Origin of the sequence: Halomonas sp. ATBC28 (assembly GCF_005937175.1) — a bacterium.
Classification (GTDB): domain Bacteria; phylum Pseudomonadota; class Gammaproteobacteria; order Pseudomonadales; family Halomonadaceae; genus Vreelandella; species Vreelandella titanicae.
Genome location: NZ_VCQL01000010.1, coordinates 41,243 through 59,383, shown reverse-complemented (window position 1 = coordinate 59,383; position 18,141 = coordinate 41,243). Strand labels below are relative to the sequence as shown.

The 18,141-nt window shown below is 53.6% G+C and carries 17 protein-coding genes and 3 tRNA genes; 8 read left to right on the top strand and 12 right to left on the bottom strand.

The genetic code is table 11. The annotated features are described in order from the left end of the window. Positions 1-163: 163 nt before the first annotated feature. Positions 164-1,255 carry a ferrochelatase gene (gene hemH, locus E0L35_RS13010; protein WP_022522729.1) on the bottom strand — a complete coding sequence of 364 codons (1,092 nt, stop codon included), beginning with the start codon at positions 1,253-1,255 and terminating at the stop codon, positions 164-166. Positions 1,256-1,385: 130 nt separating this feature from the next. Between hemH and E0L35_RS13005 the strand changes: the two genes are divergently transcribed. Both E0L35_RS13005 and E0L35_RS13000 read left to right on the top strand, forming a co-directional pair. Continuing rightward, a complete protein-coding gene (locus E0L35_RS13005) occupies positions 1,386-2,975 on the top strand; it encodes a cryptochrome/photolyase family protein (protein WP_138800492.1) in 1,590 nt (529 codons plus the stop codon). After that, a complete protein-coding gene (locus tag E0L35_RS13000) occupies positions 2,972-3,370 on the top strand; it encodes a DUF393 domain-containing protein (RefSeq protein WP_138800491.1) in 399 nt (132 codons plus the stop codon). The genes E0L35_RS13005 and E0L35_RS13000 overlap by 4 nt, the downstream gene beginning before the upstream one ends. A gap of 15 nt (positions 3,371-3,385) precedes the next feature. Here E0L35_RS13000 and E0L35_RS12995 read toward each other — a convergent pair whose 3' ends face one another. The 9 genes from E0L35_RS12995 to rnr form a co-directional block, all read right to left on the bottom strand. Then, on the bottom strand, positions 3,386-3,688 hold the full coding sequence (locus tag E0L35_RS12995) for a DUF6482 family protein (protein WP_022522726.1): 303 nt from the start codon (positions 3,686-3,688) through the stop codon (positions 3,386-3,388). A 185-nt stretch (positions 3,689-3,873) separates the two neighbouring features. After that, a complete protein-coding gene (locus E0L35_RS12990) occupies positions 3,874-4,167 on the bottom strand; it encodes a hypothetical protein (RefSeq protein WP_022522725.1) in 294 nt (97 codons plus the stop codon). A 107-nt stretch (positions 4,168-4,274) separates the two neighbouring features. After that, entirely contained in the window at positions 4,275-5,663 is a 1,389-nt protein-coding gene (gene dnaB / locus E0L35_RS12985) for a replicative DNA helicase (protein ID WP_009287667.1), read from the bottom strand. Positions 5,664-5,939: 276 nt separating this feature from the next. Beyond that, positions 5,940-6,386, bottom strand: coding sequence for a 50S ribosomal protein L9 (gene rplI, locus E0L35_RS12980; protein WP_022522724.1), 447 nt, complete (start codon positions 6,384-6,386; stop codon positions 5,940-5,942). Between the two features lie 15 nt (positions 6,387-6,401). Then, entirely contained in the window at positions 6,402-7,253 is an 852-nt protein-coding gene (locus E0L35_RS12975; protein WP_133730237.1) for a hypothetical protein, read from the bottom strand. A 12-nt stretch (positions 7,254-7,265) separates the two neighbouring features. After that, positions 7,266-7,493, bottom strand: coding sequence for a 30S ribosomal protein S18 (gene rpsR / locus E0L35_RS12970; RefSeq protein ID WP_008958980.1), 228 nt, complete (start codon positions 7,491-7,493; stop codon positions 7,266-7,268). Between the two features lie 33 nt (positions 7,494-7,526). Then, on the bottom strand, positions 7,527-7,904 hold the full coding sequence (gene rpsF / locus E0L35_RS12965; RefSeq protein ID WP_007113338.1) for a 30S ribosomal protein S6: 378 nt from the start codon (positions 7,902-7,904) through the stop codon (positions 7,527-7,529). 219 nt (positions 7,905-8,123) lie between these two features. Further along, on the bottom strand, positions 8,124-8,909 hold the full coding sequence (rlmB, locus tag E0L35_RS12960) for a 23S rRNA (guanosine(2251)-2'-O)-methyltransferase RlmB (RefSeq protein ID WP_009287665.1): 786 nt from the start codon (positions 8,907-8,909) through the stop codon (positions 8,124-8,126). A 2-nt stretch (positions 8,910-8,911) separates the two neighbouring features. Further along, a complete protein-coding gene (gene rnr, locus E0L35_RS12955) occupies positions 8,912-11,329 on the bottom strand; it encodes a ribonuclease R (RefSeq protein WP_138800490.1) in 2,418 nt (805 codons plus the stop codon). Positions 11,330-11,578: 249 nt separating this feature from the next. Between rnr and E0L35_RS12950 the strand changes: the two genes are divergently transcribed. From E0L35_RS12950 to E0L35_RS12925, 6 genes are all read left to right on the top strand, one after another. Further along, a tRNA-Leu gene (locus tag E0L35_RS12950) sits at positions 11,579-11,665 on the top strand. A gap of 64 nt (positions 11,666-11,729) precedes the next feature. Continuing rightward, a tRNA-Leu gene (locus tag E0L35_RS12945) sits at positions 11,730-11,816 on the top strand. Positions 11,817-11,861: 45 nt separating this feature from the next. Then, positions 11,862-11,948, top strand: a tRNA-Leu gene (locus tag E0L35_RS12940). Positions 11,949-12,268: 320 nt separating this feature from the next. Continuing rightward, entirely contained in the window at positions 12,269-13,819 is a 1,551-nt protein-coding gene (locus E0L35_RS12935; RefSeq protein WP_249362138.1) for a BCCT family transporter, read from the top strand. Beyond that, positions 13,816-15,840, top strand: coding sequence for a CocE/NonD family hydrolase (locus tag E0L35_RS12930; protein WP_138800489.1), 2,025 nt, complete (start codon positions 13,816-13,818; stop codon positions 15,838-15,840). Before E0L35_RS12935 ends, E0L35_RS12930 begins: the two co-directional genes overlap by 4 nt. 83 nt (positions 15,841-15,923) lie before the next feature. Further along, a complete protein-coding gene (locus E0L35_RS12925; protein WP_138800488.1) occupies positions 15,924-16,829 on the top strand; it encodes a LysR substrate-binding domain-containing protein in 906 nt (301 codons plus the stop codon). 35 nt (positions 16,830-16,864) lie between these two features. On the opposite strand, the gene E0L35_RS12920 is transcribed toward E0L35_RS12925, so the two are convergent. Continuing rightward, a complete protein-coding gene (locus E0L35_RS12920) occupies positions 16,865-17,710 on the bottom strand; it encodes a DNA/RNA non-specific endonuclease (protein ID WP_138800487.1) in 846 nt (281 codons plus the stop codon). Between the two features lie 105 nt (positions 17,711-17,815). Next, positions 17,816-18,091, bottom strand: coding sequence for an Lrp/AsnC ligand binding domain-containing protein (locus tag E0L35_RS12915; RefSeq protein ID WP_008958975.1), 276 nt, complete (start codon positions 18,089-18,091; stop codon positions 17,816-17,818). Positions 18,092-18,141 lie beyond the last annotated feature (50 nt).

Sequence of the window (18,141 nt, the reverse complement as noted above, 5' to 3'; positions counted from 1 at the left end):
CTTACCAATAATATGCCAGCGTTGAATAATAGTGATTCTAAAGTTGTACACCATATAACAGGCAGTTTTGACTGACCAGTCAAACGCTTAAACGCAAACAGCCGCACAGCGATTAATTTCGCAGGGCGGCTGCTATTAGCTTTCAGTTATGACGAGTAGCTAGCTAAACGCTAGGGTTTGGGGCCGATAGCCATCCTGCTAATTCATTGTTGATGACTGCTAACAGTGCCTCAATATGGTCATCGCGATCATTCAGGCAAGGTATATAGCTGAACGTTTCGCCACCCGCTTCCATAAAGCTATCGCGAATCTCCTCTTCGATCTCTTCCAAGGTTTCAACACAGTCGGAAGAGAAGGCAGGCGACATAATCGCAATGTGCTTATGCCCCTGCTCGGCGAGTTCTGCCACATGCTTAACGGTTTGTGGGCCGACCCATTTTTCAGGGCCAAACTGCGACTGGAAAGCGGTATCCACTTCCTCTTTGCTAAAACCAAGCTTCTCACGGAGCAGGCGCGTCGTTTTCTGGCACTGACAGTGGTAAGGATCACCCTCCATCAGGTAGCGCTCGGGAACGCCATGGTAGCTGGCCACCAGCTTGGTCGGCCGGGTCGAGAAACCGTCGTAGGCTTCTTGTACCGAGTTGGCCAACGCCTGAACGTAGGCAGGATGTTCAAAATAAGCGGGCACCGTACGTATATAAGGCTGCCACTTCATCTTCATCAGGGTGCGAAACGCCTGATCATTCGCCGTCGCCGTGGTGGGCGAACCGTACTGAGGGTATAGCGGAAAAAACACGATTCGCTCGCAGCCCTTCTCTTTTAATCGCGTCAGCACGCTTTCCGTCGAGGGATTACCGTAGCGCATGCAGAAATCGACCTCGACATCGTCACCATAAAGCGCCTTTAACCGTGCGGTCATCTTCTCGGTCTGGGCGCGCGTCGTTGTTAGCAGCGGGCTTTCGTTTTTCTCGTTATTCCAGATTCCCCGGTAGGCCTTGCCCGATGAGAACGGACGCTTGGTCAAAATAATCAGCTGTAGCAACGGCTGCCATTTCCAACCGGCATAGTCGACCACACGCTTATCAGAAAGAAACTCATTAAGGTAACGACGCATTGACCAGTAGTCGGTGGCATCCGGGGTTCCCAGGTTTGCCAGCACAACACCCACCTTGGCGCGCGCTACCGGCGGATGCTCGCTGGGTGCATGGGCCAGACGTCCCTCGCCCGGCTGATCCTTGACGACATTCTCGGTCATTACTCATGCTCCTGAAAAATAACGATGGTGCTCAGTACATCTATCAATTAATTAAATCTTATCACTTTTCGGCAAAGTGGCGGTATAAAGTTATACTATCGGCATTATTTGTATAACTACAGGCCAACTTATGTCCAAGCCTTTGCTTTTAGTGCTCGGCGACCAGCTCTCGTTTTCACTCACAACGCTGCAAGACGCGCCCGCCAATGCCGTGGTTGCCCTGTGCGAAGTTGCCGAGGAAGCGCGCTATGTTCCCCATCATATCCATAAAATTGGCCTCTTTTTGGCTGCCATGCGTCACTTTGCCCAGGCACTGCGCGAAAAAGGCTTTCAAGTGCACTACAGCGCGCTGGATGATGCAGATAACTGCCACTCCCTTATTGAAGAAGCTGAACGCATCGCACAACAGTATGGCTGCGATGAGATACGCGTTGCCCGACCTGGCGAATGGCGGCTTTGGGAGAAGATGCAGCAGCGCGAAAACGCAACGATTCCGTGGCGACTTCTTGAGGACGAGCGCTTTTTCACTACACCCGATGACTTTAGCCAATGGGCAAGCGGCCGCAAACAGCTACGCCTTGAGTACTTTTACCGGGAACAGCGCAAGCGCACCGGGTACTTGATGGAGGGCGACGAACCCGTTGGCGGCAAATGGAATTTTGACCACGACAATCGCCAGCCTATCAAAGCCGCACTGGATTTCCCTGAGCTACCTCAACATCGCCAGGATGCACTGACAAAAGCCGCTCTGGCTGATGCCGAGCGCCACTTTAGCGATCATATGGGCACATTGGCGAACTTTAACCTTCCGGTGACACGGCGGCAGGCATTAGTGGATCTAAAGCATTTTATAGACCATGGACTGGCTGATTTTGGCCGCTATCAGGATGCGATTAGCGATTCAGCGCCCTATCTATATCACTCGCGGCTCTCAGCCGCGATGAACATCGGCCTGCTGTCGCCCCATGAAGTCTGCGAAGCCGCCGAGCAGCGCTACTATGACGGAGATGTGCCGATCAACGCCGTCGAAGGGTTTATCCGCCAGATACTTGGCTGGCGCGAGTACGTGCGAGGGCTCTACTGGACACAGATGCCTAGCTACAAAAGCGCTAATCAATTAGGTTTTGAGCGCGATCTGCCCGCGTTTTACTGGGACGCGGATACCGATATGCGCTGCCTACAGCGCGCTATTCAGATGACCATCGACAATAGCTACGCCCACCATATTCAACGACTGATGGTGACAGGCAATTTCGCCTTACTATGCGGAGTTAAACCTGAGGCGCTATGCGACTGGTACTTGGCGGTTTATGCCGATGCCAGTGAGTGGGTAGAGTTGCCTAATACGCTGGGGATGGTGCTCCATGCCGACGGCGGCTTAATGGGCTCGAAGCCCTACTGTGCGTCGGGCAAGTATATCGACAAAATGTCCGACCATTGTCAGCACTGCCGTTACTCACCCAAGCAGGTCACGGGGCCAAAAGCCTGCCCTTTCAACAGCCTTTACTGGCACTTTCTCGAAACCAACGCTGAGCGCCTGAGTAAGAACCCTCGTATGAAGCTGATTTACGGCTCCCTCAACCGCATGGCCGATGAGAAGCGCGAGGCTATCCGCCAACAGGCTGAGCACTTTTTGGATCAATTGGAAACATCGCCTGACTACGGGCAGCCCTGCCACACAGCAGGTTATTCGGCCAATACCAACCAGGAGTCACCATGAGCCGCTACACGCCACTACATGCTGCACCGCCAGTTATGCTATTTCACGATGGTCACTGCCCCTTTTGCCAACAGGAAGTCGCGTGGCTGGAAAAGCATCGCCATCGGGAACACATCGCGTTGGTAGATATCCAGGCCCGTGATTTTAACGCTCAGGCGTATGGGCAAGAATTTAACGCCATGATGGGCCAGTTGCACCTACGTGATAGTCAAGGGAGATGGTACATCGGCATGGATGCCAGCCGTGCCCTCTATGCAGTGTTGGGCTATCGGCGGCTGGTGAGGTTTTCGTGCTTACCGGGAGTACACGGCATAATGAATGCCGGTTACCGATTTTTTGCCCGTCGCCGAATTCGGCTTGGGCAGTGGTGGGAAAAGCGTCAGGCTAAACGTTGATGGGTGAGAGCAGCGTTAAAAAACAAGCGGCATACGCGATGTGAGCGGCTCACTATAGTGCGCGTCGCGGCCTATCACTTCATCGTGGGGCACATGCTGTACCAGGTAAGCGCGATGAATCCCGGCGCGCTTGAGATCCATATAGGCATCATCCAGCGAGCGAAACAGCATCGGCTTGGTACGCTGCGTCAGCATATGGCGCTCGCCTTCAACGTCTTCCAGCTCAATCTGATAAAAACGGCTGCCCGAATGGGTAATCACGCGAATTTCAAAATTGTCGTGATTGGCGACAAATTGCTTAAGATCCTTAAGTTCCATGGTTCCCTCCTATTATTTGGCTATTTCATACGTTATGTCATCAGGGCACAGCATGACTGCGCCCCATGACACTTCTATTGCCCTGTCATTGCAATGTAATGACAATAAGCAATAACTAGACATTAATAGCTAGGAGGTCAATATCGCAGGAGAGTTCCTGACCGGCAGGTCAAGATATCAATCGATCATTGATATTCAGAGGGGTCGATCGCTTTGCCAAGCGAATTGCGGTCAATCCAGTTGCCGCCTTTAGTCTCTTTGTAGCGGAACACGACCTTATCTCCCACCGTCACAGGCAGCTCACCATCTTCAGTCTGGTAACTATACTTCTCGCCTGCGACCACTAAATGGTAGCGATAAAGATCCGGCATACCTAGCCACTCTTTAAAAGGGCCTTCGCGCTCTATCGCCTCTAGCTCACCGCGACCTTCTAACTTAGGAAGACGCTGCCGGTTACCGCGCCGAAATCCACCTGCCATTTGCTGCTCCCGTTTTTACATATCGTGGGTGAGGCATTATACGAACTCGCCCCCCATCCTCAAGCTACTTATCACTAGCCTGTCATCACAAACCAGTCATCATTAACTTAGTCGCCGAACGCTTGGCCGTAACTATCCGGGGCCAAATCCTCAAAGCGGGTATATTTGCCGATAAAGGCCATATGCACCGTGCCAATAGGACCATTACGCTGCTTACCGATAATTAACTCAGCAATCCCCTGATTGTCGGGATTATCTGGATTATAGACCTCATCGCGATAAACGAAGGCAATGACGTCGGCATCCTGCTCGATCGCACCAGATTCCCTCAGATCCGACATAACCGGGCGTTTGTTGGGGCGCTGCTCCAAGGAGCGGTTCAACTGAGAAAGAGCTACCACAGGGCAGTTAAACTCTTTCGCCAACCCCTTCAAGGAGCGCGAAATCTCGGAAATCTCACCGGTGCGGTTTTCGCTAAAGCCAGGGATCTGCATCAACTGAAGATAATCGATCATGACCAGTGCGATATTGCCATGTTCACGCACCACACGGCGCAACCTTGAGCGCATTTCGTTAGGCGACAAGGCCGCGGTGTCGTCGATAAACAGCTGTTTGTCTTTGAGCAGATTAACCGCTGAGGTTAAACGCGGCCAATCCTCGTCCTCCAGTTGCCCGGTACGCACACGGGTTTGATCGATTCGGCCCAGGGAAGACAGCATCCTCAGCATGAGCGACTCTGCGGGCATCTCCATGGAGAACACCATGACTGGCTTGTCGCTGGAAATCACCGCATGTTCAACCAGGTTCATAGCGAAGGTCGTTTTACCCATCGAGGGTCGACCGGCGATGACCACCATATCGGATGGCTGCAACCCGGTGGTCATTTCATCCAGATCACGAAAACCAGTGGAAAGCCCGGTCATTTCACCTTTCAGATTAAACAGCTCATCAATACGATCCACCGCCTTGGTCAATAGATCGCTCATGCCAATGGGGCCGCCCGTTTTGGGGCGCTCCTCGGCAATCTGGAACACTAACCGCTCGGCTTCGTTAAGCAATTCATCAGCCGGGCGCCCCTGGGGAGTAAAGGCACTATCGGCAATTTGATTAGCCGCACGGATCAGCTTGCGCAGCGTTGCCCGCTCACGCACGATATCAGCATAGGCGCGAATATTACTGGCAGAGGGCGTGTTACGAGCAAGCTCTGCCAAAAACGCCAGGCCGCCTACGGTATCCAAGTGATCACGCGCTTCCAGCGCTTCAGAAAGCGTCACCACATCCAGCGGCTGACCGGCTTCAGCCAGATGAATCATCACGTTGAACACCAAACGGTGCTCATAGCGGTAGAAGTCATCAGCGACCAACCGCTCTGAAACGTTATCCCAGGCCTGGTTGTCTAGCATGAGCCCGCCTAGTACCGACTGCTCCGCCTCTAATGAATGCGGCGGCAGTTTTAGCGCTGCCGTTTCTGTATCAGCAGAAGGCTGGTCCTGCATAGCGAGCTCCTTTAAACACTACTGCGTAGCCGGTGAAGATGCTTATCTTAGCCGCATGCGGTGCGACTACCAACATGATCAAGGCGTTGTCTTAAAATACCCAGCGGGGGATGGGCTGGATAGTTTTGGCAACGCCCAAAAAATAGCGAATATCCAGAACTAGCGGATACCCGGAAAAACAAAAGGCGCGGGAGAAACCCCGCGCCTTTTGAGGCAGCTGTATTAGCTGCCGTTAGTAACGACTTTACGTCGTTACTAACTTAACTACTCGCTCAATTACTCTGCAACTACCACTACGCGTACAACGGCATCCACTTCAGCGTGCAAGTGAAGAGTGATGTCGTATTCGCCAGTTTGACGAATTGGGCCATTTGGCATGCGGACTTCGCTTTTGGCAATATCGATGCCAGCAGAGGAAATCGCGTCGGCCAGGTCACGCGGACCAATAGAACCAAACAGCTTGCCTTCATCGCCTGCTTTGGAAACCAAAGACAGTTCGATGTCGTTTAGCTGCTCAGCGCGCGCTTCGGCTTCTGCCTTACGCTCAGCGGCTTGCGCTTCGAGCTCAGCACGCTGTGCTTCAAACGCTTCGATGTTGTCTTTGGTGGCCGGTACGGCTAAGCCGTAAGGCACCAAGTAGTTACGACCATAACCAGGCTTCACGGTGACCTTGTCACCCAGGCCGCCCAGCTTACCAATGTTGTCGAGCAGAATGACTTCCATCTCGTAAACCTCTTGTCAGTTGCTGCGGGCAAGGCGTGCGCGAACGTTCGCGAATGTATCAATCAGCCCCAACAGCAGCACAATGAGAATCGTGGGCCAGGTCGTGATCAGTAGCACATAAAATGCTACCAGCCACAGCCCGTTCATCCCCTTTATTCCAATAAACCCGTGCACTAACGCAACGCCAGCTACCAACAGCGGAATCCAACCAAGCATCGCCAGCGCATGAGCGCCTAGCAGCATACCTATCACCCCAATGACGACCAGCACGGCTAGCTCTTTAGGGGTCAAGCGCAGTGCGTGAAACTCTTCGCGAAAGCCACCTGGGTTGTACAACCCAGCTTGCCAACTCCGCGCAAGTGCCAAGCACACTATGGCTGCCAACAGCACCACAAGCCCGGTTACTCCACCCACCACCAGTGCGGCAATGGTTTGAGTATCGTAGCCTTGATTGGCAAATTCCGTGAGCATGCGATCCACTTCTTCTGAACCTTCTCGCAACTGCTCAAGCATTAGCTCAGTGCCACCTGGCGGACTGAAGATGCCGAGTTGAACCATGACGGCGGCGACCAACGTCCCCACAATCAAGGTTTCCCCCCAACGCATCCTCTCGCGCAGGATAACGGCCATCAGCGTAACCAGCAGTAAGCTGGCAAGCGGAATCACATCACCCTGAGCCCACCACCAACCGGCTGGTAGTGCTGCGGCGATGATGACCGGTAGCGCAGGGGCAAAACCTCTGCGCAGCGTCATCAACGCAGCGATGGCTGCTCCTAACCAGAACAGCCAAGGCACTAGCGTTGCCAAGGCCGCCCCGCCTGCAGCGTAAGGCGTGCCCCGCATTAGCCATCGGGCTAGTGCCAGCATCACGTTAAACGCTTACTGGTGGCTATCGGAGTAGGGCAGCAGTGCCAGATAACGCGAACGCTTGATAGCGGTCGCCAACTGACGCTGATAGCGTGCTTTGGTGCCGGTAATACGGCTTGGAACGATCTTGCCGGTTTCGGTGATGTAAGCCTTCAGCGTGTCCAGATCTTTGTAATCGATCTGCTTGATGCCTTCAGCGGTGAAGCGGCAAAACTTACGGCGACGGAAAAAACGTGCCATGGACTAGCTCCTTAAAACGTGCAGTGAATAAAATCAGGCAGTTTCTTCTTCTTCAGCGCGCGGTTTTTCTTCGCGACGCGGACGTTTTTCTTCTGCCGGTTTCATCATCGGGGAAGCTTCAGTAACAGCTTCTTTGCAGCGAACAACCAGGCTGCGGATAATGGCGTCGTTGTAACGGAAGATGTTCTCGATCTCGTCGAGAGTCTCGCCGCTACATTCAACGTTCATCAGCACGTAGTGGGCTTTGTGGATCTTGTTGATTGGGTAAGCCAAGTGACGACGGCCCCAATCTTCTAGACGATGCACAGTGCCGCTGTTTTCGGTAACGATGCTGGTGTAGCGCTCGACCATTGCCGGCACCTGCTCGCTTTGATCCGGGTGGACCATAAACACGATTTCGTAATGACGCATGGGATCTCCTTGCGGTTTGACAGCTTCCTTTGTGTGCCATTGCTTAACGCAATAAACGACGACAGGGAAGCAAGGAGTTAACTGAAGTGCTCCGCCACCGCGCTAGGCGGCCACAGGGGCATCAAACAGAACTTTTCATTTCAGCAAAAGCTAATACTTCAACGACAGCTAACACCCGCTTGCAGACAAACGGGCGCGTGTATCTTAGTAGCACGGCGGTTAACTTGCAAGCTGGCGCTGACGGACAGCCTCGAACAGGCAAATACCAGTAGCCACCGAGACATTAAGGCTAGAGACCTCCCCCGCCATGGGAAGCTTGGCAAGATTATCGCAGGCTTCGCGAGTCAAGCGCCGCATGCCCTTGCCTTCCGCCCCCATCACCAGCGCGGTGGGGCCGGTCATATCAATGTCAAAAACGCTGGCCTCAGCTTCACCAGCCGTACCGGTTATCCAGACACCGGCATCTTTTAGCTTGGCCAGGGTGCGAGCCAGGTTAGTCACTTGATAAACCGGCACCACTTCGGCGGCGCCACAAGCGACTTTACGCACCGTTGCATTGAGCGGTGCGGCTTTATCTTTCGCCACAATCACGCCGTGGGCACCGGCGGCATCCGCGCTACGCAGGCAGGCACCAAAGTTATGCACATCCGTCACGCCATCCAAAATCAGCAACAGCGGTGGTGTATTCGAGGGCCAGGCGCGTAGCTTAAGCCAGAGCGACTCTTCACCTTCAGGAGTTAACGGCGGACAAAACGCCACCACTCCCTGATGAGCCGCCCCCTGGGTTAGCTGATCAAGCAAATCCCGGGGCTGCTCTTTTACTCGAGCACCATGCGCCTGGGCCTGGGTAATCAGCTCTTTTAAGCGGCTCCCTGCCCCCTGCTGCACCCAAAGCTCTCGGGGCGCTTCGCCTCTGTCTAACAAGCTTTGCAATGCATGAACGCCATATACCTGATCCAAACCATCAGGGGTCTTGGGGCCCCGCCGTGAAGACGCCGACTTCATACTCAGCCCTTATTCGGTGATGGTTTGCGTGGGCCATTTCGCGTACGGCGTGGGCCGCGACGCGTAGCAGGCTTCTCGCTATTGGATGGTTTGTTACCAGATGCCTTAGCACCACCACCTTTAGCACCAGCGCCCCCTTCCCCACCGCGGCTCTTACGCGGCTGGCGGCGTGGGCGCGGCTTTTCATCACCCAGCCCAAAGTCAATCTTACGATCGTCCATATCAACACGCGCCACTTGGACGGTAAGACCATCACCCAAGCGGTAGGTCGTGCCGGTGCGCTCACCTTTAAGACGGTGCTTCTCAGCTTCGTAGTGGTAATAATCCGAAGGCAGCGACGTCACGTGAACCAAGCCTTCCACGTAGAACTCATCCAAACGCACAAACAGACCGAACTGAGTGACGGAGGCGATGGTACCTTCGAACATCTCGCCAAGCTTGTCAGACATAAACTCACACTTCAGCCAACTCTCTACATCACGGGTGGCTTCATCGGCGCGGCGTTCAGTCATTGAGCAGTGTTCACCCAGTTCAAGCATCTGCTCGAAGGTATACGGACACCACTTGCTGGGCGGCTCAACCGGCGCACCCTCCACGCGCAACACCGTGTTGGTCTGGCGCGGACCGCGGATCACCGAACGAATAGCACGGTGTACCAGCAGATCGGGATAGCGGCGAATCGGCGAAGTAAAATGAGCGTAGGCTTGATAAGCTAGGCCAAAGTGACCTTCATTCTGTGGCGAATAGACCGCCTGATTCATCGAACGCAGCATGACTGTTTGGATGATATCGAAGTCAGGGCGATCAGCAATCGCCTCACGCAGCGCCTGATAATCCTGTGGCGTCGGCATATCACCACCGCCAACAGAAAGCCCCAGCTCGTTTAAGAAGAGGCGCAGCTTGTCTAGGCGTTCTGGCGTTGGCCGCTCATGAATTCGGTAGAGCGCAGGCAAATCATGTTTATCCAGAAAGCGAGCAGTCGCCACGTTGGCCGCCAGCATGCACTCTTCAATAAGCTTATGAGCATTGTTACGGCTACGTGGAACGATTTTTTCGATTTTGCGCTCGTCGTTGAAGATGATCGCCGTTTCAGTAGTATCAAAATCAATTGCGCCACGCTCAACACGCGCTTCTCGTAACAAATAGTAAAGCTCTTCCAGATTTTTCAGCGGCTTAACAAGCTCGCTGTGTTCTGCCCGAAGCGCTTCACCCTCTTCGCTCTCCTCATCAAGAATGGCGGCCACCTTGTTATAGGTCAGGCGAGCATGGGAGTTCATCACAGCTTCGTAGAAGCGGTAGCGGCTAATCGCGCCGGTTTGCGAGATATTCATCTCGCAAACCATGACCAAGCGATCCACATGAGGGTTAAGCGAACAGAGCCCGTTGGAGAGCAGCTCCGGCAGCATGGGCACCACTTGACCGGGGAAATAAACCGAGTTGCCCCGAGTCCGCGCCTCATCGTCAAGAGCCGTACCGGGGCGTACATAGTGGGAAACATCCGCGATGGCGACGAGCAGCTTCCAACTGCCGGATTTGGTTTTCCAAGCACACACGGCGTCATCAAAGTCTTTGGCAGACTCATCGTCGATGGTAACCAGCGGTACATCACGCAAATCAACGCGGTGTTGCTTATCCCCTTCTAACACTTCTGCCGAAATACCGGCGGTCTGATCAAGCACTTCAGGCGGGAATTCTGCAGGAATATCGTAACTGCGAATCGCAATATCAATTTCCATACCGGGGTCCATACGCTCACCCAGCACTTCGATCACTTCACCCACCGGCTGTACACGGGTGGCCGGCTGCTGAACGATTTTGGCCGAGATCACCTGACCATCTTTAGCGCCACCGCAGGCACTATGAGGAATAATCACTTCCTGAGTAATACGCGGATTTTCCGGTATTAGAATGCCAAACTCAGGAGTATTACTACGGTAAACGCCGACGATAGTTTGCGTGTTGCGTGCAATCACATCGGCAATGGTCGCCTCATCACGACCACGGCGATCGCGTCCGCTAATGCGCGCCAGCACGTGGTCACCGTGAAAAACGCGGCGCATTTGGCGCGGGGGCAATACCAAGTCTGGCTTTTTGCCATCATCGCGAAGTAAAAAGCCAAATCCGTCTCGATGACCAAGGACTTTACCTTTGATTAGATCGAGCTTGTCGATCAGCGCATAGGCGCCACGACGGTCACGCAGCACCTGACCGTCGCGTTCCATCGCCGCCAAGCGGCGCCTGACGGCTTCTATAAGTTCTTCGTCTTCCAGCCCCAGCATGCGGCTCATATTTTCGTGGGTGATCGGCTTGCCATAGCTTTCTAAGGCTGCAAGCAAATACTCCCGGCTTGGCGCTGGGTTGCCATATTTATGCGCCTCGCGCTCGGCGTGCGGATCATCACTTAACGTCCAATACTTCATGCGATCAACATCCTTGAAGGCGTCATTTGCGAGAGGCATAAAAAAGGCGCAAACGCGTTGCGTTGCGGGCTGGATATTTCAACGCTTGATAGGCTGAAATGAATAGGGTTTTGTTTAGTCATAGGCGCAGTATAGCGCTGCACGTTCAATCACCCAACCGTCTTAGACGTTGTTTATACAATTTGCGTTATAAAAAGCACGTTAGGGGTCTTGCATTTAACCATCACCCCGGTATTATACGCGCCACTTGCCCAGATGGCGGAATTGGTAGACGCGCTAGCTTCAGGTGCTAGTGTCCGTATGGACGTGGAGGTTCAAGTCCTCTTCTGGGCACCAAACTGCTTTTATGCTATCTATTGGTATGAGCAGTACGGTGTTAAGCAAGGCAAGGTTTGTGTTCGCCCAGGTGGCGGAATTGGTAGACGCGCTAGCTTCAGGTGCTAGTGTCTGTATGGACGTGGAGGTTCAAGTCCTCTCCTGGGCACCATACGAACACAAACAGTAAGTAGTTAATCCAAGCGTTAGATGATGCGCCCAGGTGGCGGAATTGGTAGACGCGCTAGCTTCAGGTGCTAGTGTCCGTATGGACGTGGAGGTTCAAGTCCTCTCCTGGGCACCATGACTTACATGGGCCGTGTCCGCATCATCATAGTATCTTCAGATTTTCTGCCACTCTCACTACCCCCCTTTTTTATCCCCTATACATCCCTTTATCTCCACCGGATTTAAGTCGCCTCAAATCCTGGCTTCCTGATCGCGCATATCTTAGATTTTAACTCCAAGCGTTTGCTGTCTTTAATGACCTGCTAATCCATCGGCGGCCCATGCATTCAGCGCATACCCCCATTCCGAGTCTTCGCTTTATGTCAGGACTGGAATGGCGTTAGGTTGTTATGCCATGAAATTCATGCATAGCAATAACGATAAAGGGAAAACGGTATGCCGATGAAATCGCTGCGACCGTTGGTCTTCTGGCCAACATTTCTTGTTCTATTTGCTGCAGTCATTGCCAGCTATATCAATTTAGAGGCCTTTCTAGCCGTTGCGAGTGTACTAAATGAAGCAATCCTGAATAATTTTTCATGGCTGTTCAGTCTAGGTAGCCTTTACCTTCTCGTTATGGCGGTTATCGTTTATTTCTCTCCAATCGGCCATGTTCGTATTGGGGGTTCTTCCGCAAAGCCTCTTTTATCACCTTTACGCTGGTTCTCGATCACCCTTTGCACCACCTTGGCCGTCGGCGTTCTATTTTGGACCACCGCCGAACCGCTTTATCATTTCATGAGCCCTCCCAGCTTAAGTGGGCTGGAAGCTGGTTCAAGCGATGCCATGGTGTTTGCGATGTCGACCATGTTTTTACATTGGACGTTCACGCCTTACGCTATTTATGCCGTACCTGCATTGATCTTTGCCCTAGCGTTTTACAACCTGCGTCTTCGCTTCTCTATTTCCAGCATGTTGGAGCCGCTTTTCGGCCCAGGAATCAGACGCTTTGCAGGACTTATTGATGCGGTTTCTCTCTACGCCCTGGTAGCCGGCATGGCTTCTTCGCTGGGCACCGGCGCCCTGACACTTTCGGGTGGCGTAGGCCAATACATGGGTGGCGAAACCAGCCCTCTTCGGCTTGGCGTTATCGTTGCCATTATCGTGACCACGTTCGTTCTTTCTGCCGCCAGCGGGCTGCAAAAAGGCATTGCTCGATTTTCATCACTTAATGCTGTCCTGCTGCTTATTCTGGGTGTGTTCGCTTTCATCGCAGGCCCCACCATTTTCAGTCTGGCTCTCGGGGTAGAGTCGTTTGGTGTGTTCATCGATAACTTTTTCACTAAGAGTCTGTTTACCGGCACGGCGGGGGAAGATCAGTGGCCACAATGGTGGTCAATATTTTATTGGGCCGTTTGGTTCTCCTGGGCTCCCGTCGCCGCCCTGTTTCTCGGTAAGATATCCTGCGGCTACACCGTGCGAGAGTTTCTTCGCGTCAACCTACTCTACCCCGCACTATTCGCCAGCGTCTGGATTCTAATCTTTTCTGGAACTGCGCTTTACTATCAAGCCCACACCGGGGTCGATCTTTACACCATCCTCAATGACCGCGGGGTGGAAAACGTTCTTTATGAGCTGTTCCAGCAGCTACCCCTTTCAGGGCTATGGATACCAGTACTGCTGTTCATTGCGTATATCTCTTATGTGACGGCTGCCGACTCTCAAACCGATGCCATTGGCAATCTCTGCACCCGTGGGCTGACAGCTGATTCAGACCTCAATGCAGGTATTACCATGAAAGTAACCTGGGGGGTGATTGTCGGTATCGTCGCCTGGGTGATGGTGAGTTTTGTCGGCATTGATGGCGTCAAGATGCTGTCTAACCTGGGCGGACTTCCTGCACTTTTCATCGTGCTGATAGCAACCGGCTCGCTTTGGGTCTGGCTAAAAAATCCGGACCAACTTAGTCGTGTTCCAACACTCACCAGCAACAAGCGTGACTCATGATTATCAAGCAGGATTTTCCGCATCGCACCCGCGAAATAGACAACATTTGGATCCCACTGGCTGACGGCACACGCTTAGCTGCACGCATCTGGTTACCGGTTGATGCTGAAGCACACCCCGTTCCAGCCATCCTGGAATATCTCCCTTACCGAAAACGCGATGGCACCGCAATTCGCGATGAACTAACCCATCCCTACTTCGCTGGCCACGGCTATGCCTGCGTTCGAGTAGACATGCGTGGAAACGGCGAATCAGATGGCCTGATGGAAGATGAGTACGCCCCTCAAGAGCAGGCAGATGCCCTTGAAGTGATCGAGTGGATTGCCAGCCAGCCTTGGTGTAACGGCCAGCTCGGCATGATGGGAATATCCTGGGGTGGTTTTAACAGCCTGCAAGTAGCCGCCCTGCGCCCCGAACCGCTCAAAGCCATCATCACGCTCTGCTCAACCGATGACCGCTACGCTGATGATATTCATTACAAGGGCGGCAATATGTTGCTGGAGAACCTAGGCTGGGCGGCCACTATGCTAAGTTTTTCTGCGGCGGTGCCAGACCCCGCACTGGTTGGCGACAAATGGCGCGATATGTGGATGTCTCGCCTCGATAATATGCCGCTGCTAGCTGAAACTTGGCTCTCTCACCAGCATCGTGATGAGTATTGGAAGCATGGCTCTATCTGCGAGGAGTATGCCGACATCGAAGCGGCCGTTTACATGATAAGCGGCTGGGGCGACTCCTATATCAATACGATCCCTAGAATGATGGAGCATCTTCAATGCCCGAAAAAAGCGCTACTGGGCCCTTGGATGCACAAGTATCCACACTTTGCACTGCCTGATCCGGCGATTGGCTTTCTGCAAGAAGCGCTGCGCTGGTGGGATTACTGGCTCAAAGGTATTGAGACCGGCGTAATGGACGAACCTACCTGCACCTTTTACCTTCAGGATGGCGTTCCGCCCGCTCCAAAGTATAAGGAGCGGCCGGGACAGTGGGTTCGCACTCATGGCTGGCCAGTCCCGGACGACGAGAGTGAATCCATTACCCTAACCATGGGTGACCATGGCCTTTTACCCAGCACCCGCCTCAGCCAGGATCAACTGATTGCATCGCCACTTACTACTGGCGCACTGCAGGGAGAGTACATTCCGCTCTGGTTTGGAGCCGACTTCCCACCCGACCAGCGCCGAGACGATGCGCTGTCACTGACATTTGACTCCGAACCTTATGCACATGGGCTCGATATCCTGGGGCAGCCTTGCGTTTCACTGACGCTGGCAAGTAGCGAGGCGTGCGGCCAACTGCACGCACGCCTATGCGACGTATCACCTAGCGGTGAAAGTGCCTTGATCACCTACGGGACACTTAACCTAAACTTGCGCGACGACGCGGGCACAGTTACCCCTCCCATACCTGGTGACCCCATGCAGGTAAGGCTTGCCATGGACCTTATTGGCTATCGGTTGCCCAAAGGCCACCGTTTGAGGGTTGCTCTCTCCAGCGCCAGCTTCCCATTAGTGTGGTCGCCTAAAAAGCGCGCAGATCTGACCCTCAAGGCAGGTACGCCTAGCCTAGAGCTACCGCGATCCAAAGCGCCCTATATTTCCATGCCTTTCGAGCCGCCAGAAAGCGCCCCTCCCTGCCCTGTGAAGACACTGCGTACCGGCCATCCCAAGCGCACGATCAGCGAAGATGTGGGCAGCGGCGAAGTCAGCGTCATCATTGAAGATGACATGGGAGATATTCAGTTTCTTGAACACGGCTTGCAGGTTGAACAGTACGCCAAGGAGACTTATACCAGTCATCCTGACGATGCTACCCGGACACGTGCAGATATCGAGTGGGTGTACCGCGCTCGCCGTGAAGGAGAAAAAAACAGCTTTGCCGTCACCGTATTTAGCCGCTATCACCTGCGCTGCGATGAACACATGTTTTACCTGAATGCCGAACAGCACGCTTATGAAGACGATAAGCTGGTGAGCGATAAATCGTGGCAGCGAGAGATTCCTCGTACGGCCGTCTAGCCTCTGCAACCCGGCCGGGCAGCAGCCGCCGCTCGGCAGTGGTATGCTTGAAATCACTGACTCCCTGTTTTAAGGCTTGATTCATGCGTGATGCTTTACCGCCGCTATCTTGCCTGCGCGCCTTTGAAGTTGCCGCACGATACTGCAGTTTTACGCAGGCGGGAAACGAGCTAAATCTTTCGCAAAGCGCCGTGAGCCGACAGATCAAGCGCCTTGAGCATGACCTAGGGCGGCTTCTTTTTGAACGCCATCCTGAAGGACTGCGACTCACCCCAACCGGCGAGCGATACTTTCGTATTGTGCAACGACTATTGCGCGATCTGGGCGATGAAACTGCACGCCTGAGGCGCCGCGGAGATGACAGACAGCTGACCCTCGCCTCAAGCCCGACCATTGCTTCGATCTGGTTGGCACGCCAGTTGCCCGACTTTCAGCGCGCTTACCCTAATATCGAAATTCGCATATTGACGGTAGAAGATCCACACCGCCTTGATCTGGCGGAGTTTGACCTGGGTATTTATTACCATGTACCCAATGAAGTCGATCCTCCAGGTCTTTTAGCAGATGCTATTTTTGACCATGAAATGGTAGCCGCCGTTTGTAGCCCCATTTACCTGGAACGCCATGGCAATGGCATTGAACCTGAGCAACTGCCTACGAATCACACGCTTATGGTGGTGGAAGACCATTACCATGACTGGCTAAGCTGGGAAATATGGTTCCGTGAACTTGGCCTGAAGTGGCAGACCCCGCTGCATACGCTGCGCGCCAACAGCTTCCAACTACTGATGAATGCTACTTTGGCTGGCCAGGGAGTGACTTTAGGCTGGATGCGGCTTTTAGATGCCGAACTTCGACAAGGGAACCTTGTTCAGGCACTGCCACTCAGCATACCCAGCAGGGGAAAACTATCGCTTTTGACGCCACAGCACCGACACCTGACAGAGCCCATGCGCGCCTTCCGCCATTGGGTGTTGGATACAAGCTAAATCCCAGGCATGCCAGCCACTATGTACTTAAACGGCTATTGATACCGCCCCGGGCGCCTTGCCACCTCGTCAAGTGCCCACCCCTGTGTACGCAACTCCCCTTCCAATACAGACTCTACTTCCGTTGCTAACTCTGGGAAGAAGTTAAGCCCTGTGCGTGCCTCAATCTCATCAATGGTCACCAAATAGTCATCCAGCGGCTCATTTCCCCGAACGTCTTGTGGCATGATGAACGCCAACGCCAATGGTGCCTCGCTGTGGGGCGCCACTATGATCTTGTAAAAAGCCGAAGGCACTTCGACCAGCCCCACCCGGTTGAACACGTTATCCATAAAGTGTTCTGGGTAAATGGGGCCGGTAATCACCTGCAACCTGTCAAAGCGTGGCGCAAAGTGATCCATCACCGCTTCTTCTAACCGCTGCCAGAGCTGTCGGTTCAGATTGGGCCGTTGCGGAGACATATTGCTCATTAGGAAGGTATCGACCTGAGCGCTGCGCCCATGCACCGCTGCAATGGCGTAGTTTGGTGCTAAATGGCCTCGGTCGTAACCGCTACCGGCGTAGCTGTCGGTGCCTACCGGCCATAGCGTGCGCCAATCGGCTTGAAAATTTGGCCTTGGGCCGATGCTCGAGTCGTCTACTGCTTCAACCTGATAACTTACCCATAGCGGATTGACCCGCACATCGGACCAGCCTACCAAGTAGCCATCATTGCGCAGCACTCGGTGCATCGTAGTGGGGCGAAACTCCTCCCACGTTGGCACCCCCATCCAGGTGTAAGCATCTTTATGCTGGCGCTCCTGAAACTCCCACAGCCCTGTGCCAACTACCACAAAAAGCACAGCAATGCCCAGGCGTCGCCCCTGTCGACGCCAGCTCAAAAGCGATGTTCCCAACAGACTTTCCCCTTGTTAAATGCTTACATTAGCGCTTTTTCATTTTCACTGCGTTCGTGAACGCTTTGTGTGTAACCAAATAATAAAGGGCTACCAACCCAAAGAGAACATGGTTTCAAGATCGTGGCGGGAGTGAACCTGCATGGCATTCAGGGTTTCTGTATCGCTGATACCTTCTACGGCGTTCAGGCGCTCAGTCACCAATTCAGCCAAGCTTTCAAAATCACGGGTGCGAGCAATGGCCACTAAGTCGTAGCGGCCGCAGGTGGAGTACACCTCGCTAATGCCCTCTACATCGGCCAAGCGCTCGGCCACGGCCTTGACCTGGCCTTTATCGGTATTGATTAAAATGACTGCGTTTTGCATGGCGCGCCCCTTAAGAGAAAATGGTCATAAAAGTAGTGTCAAAGCTGGGC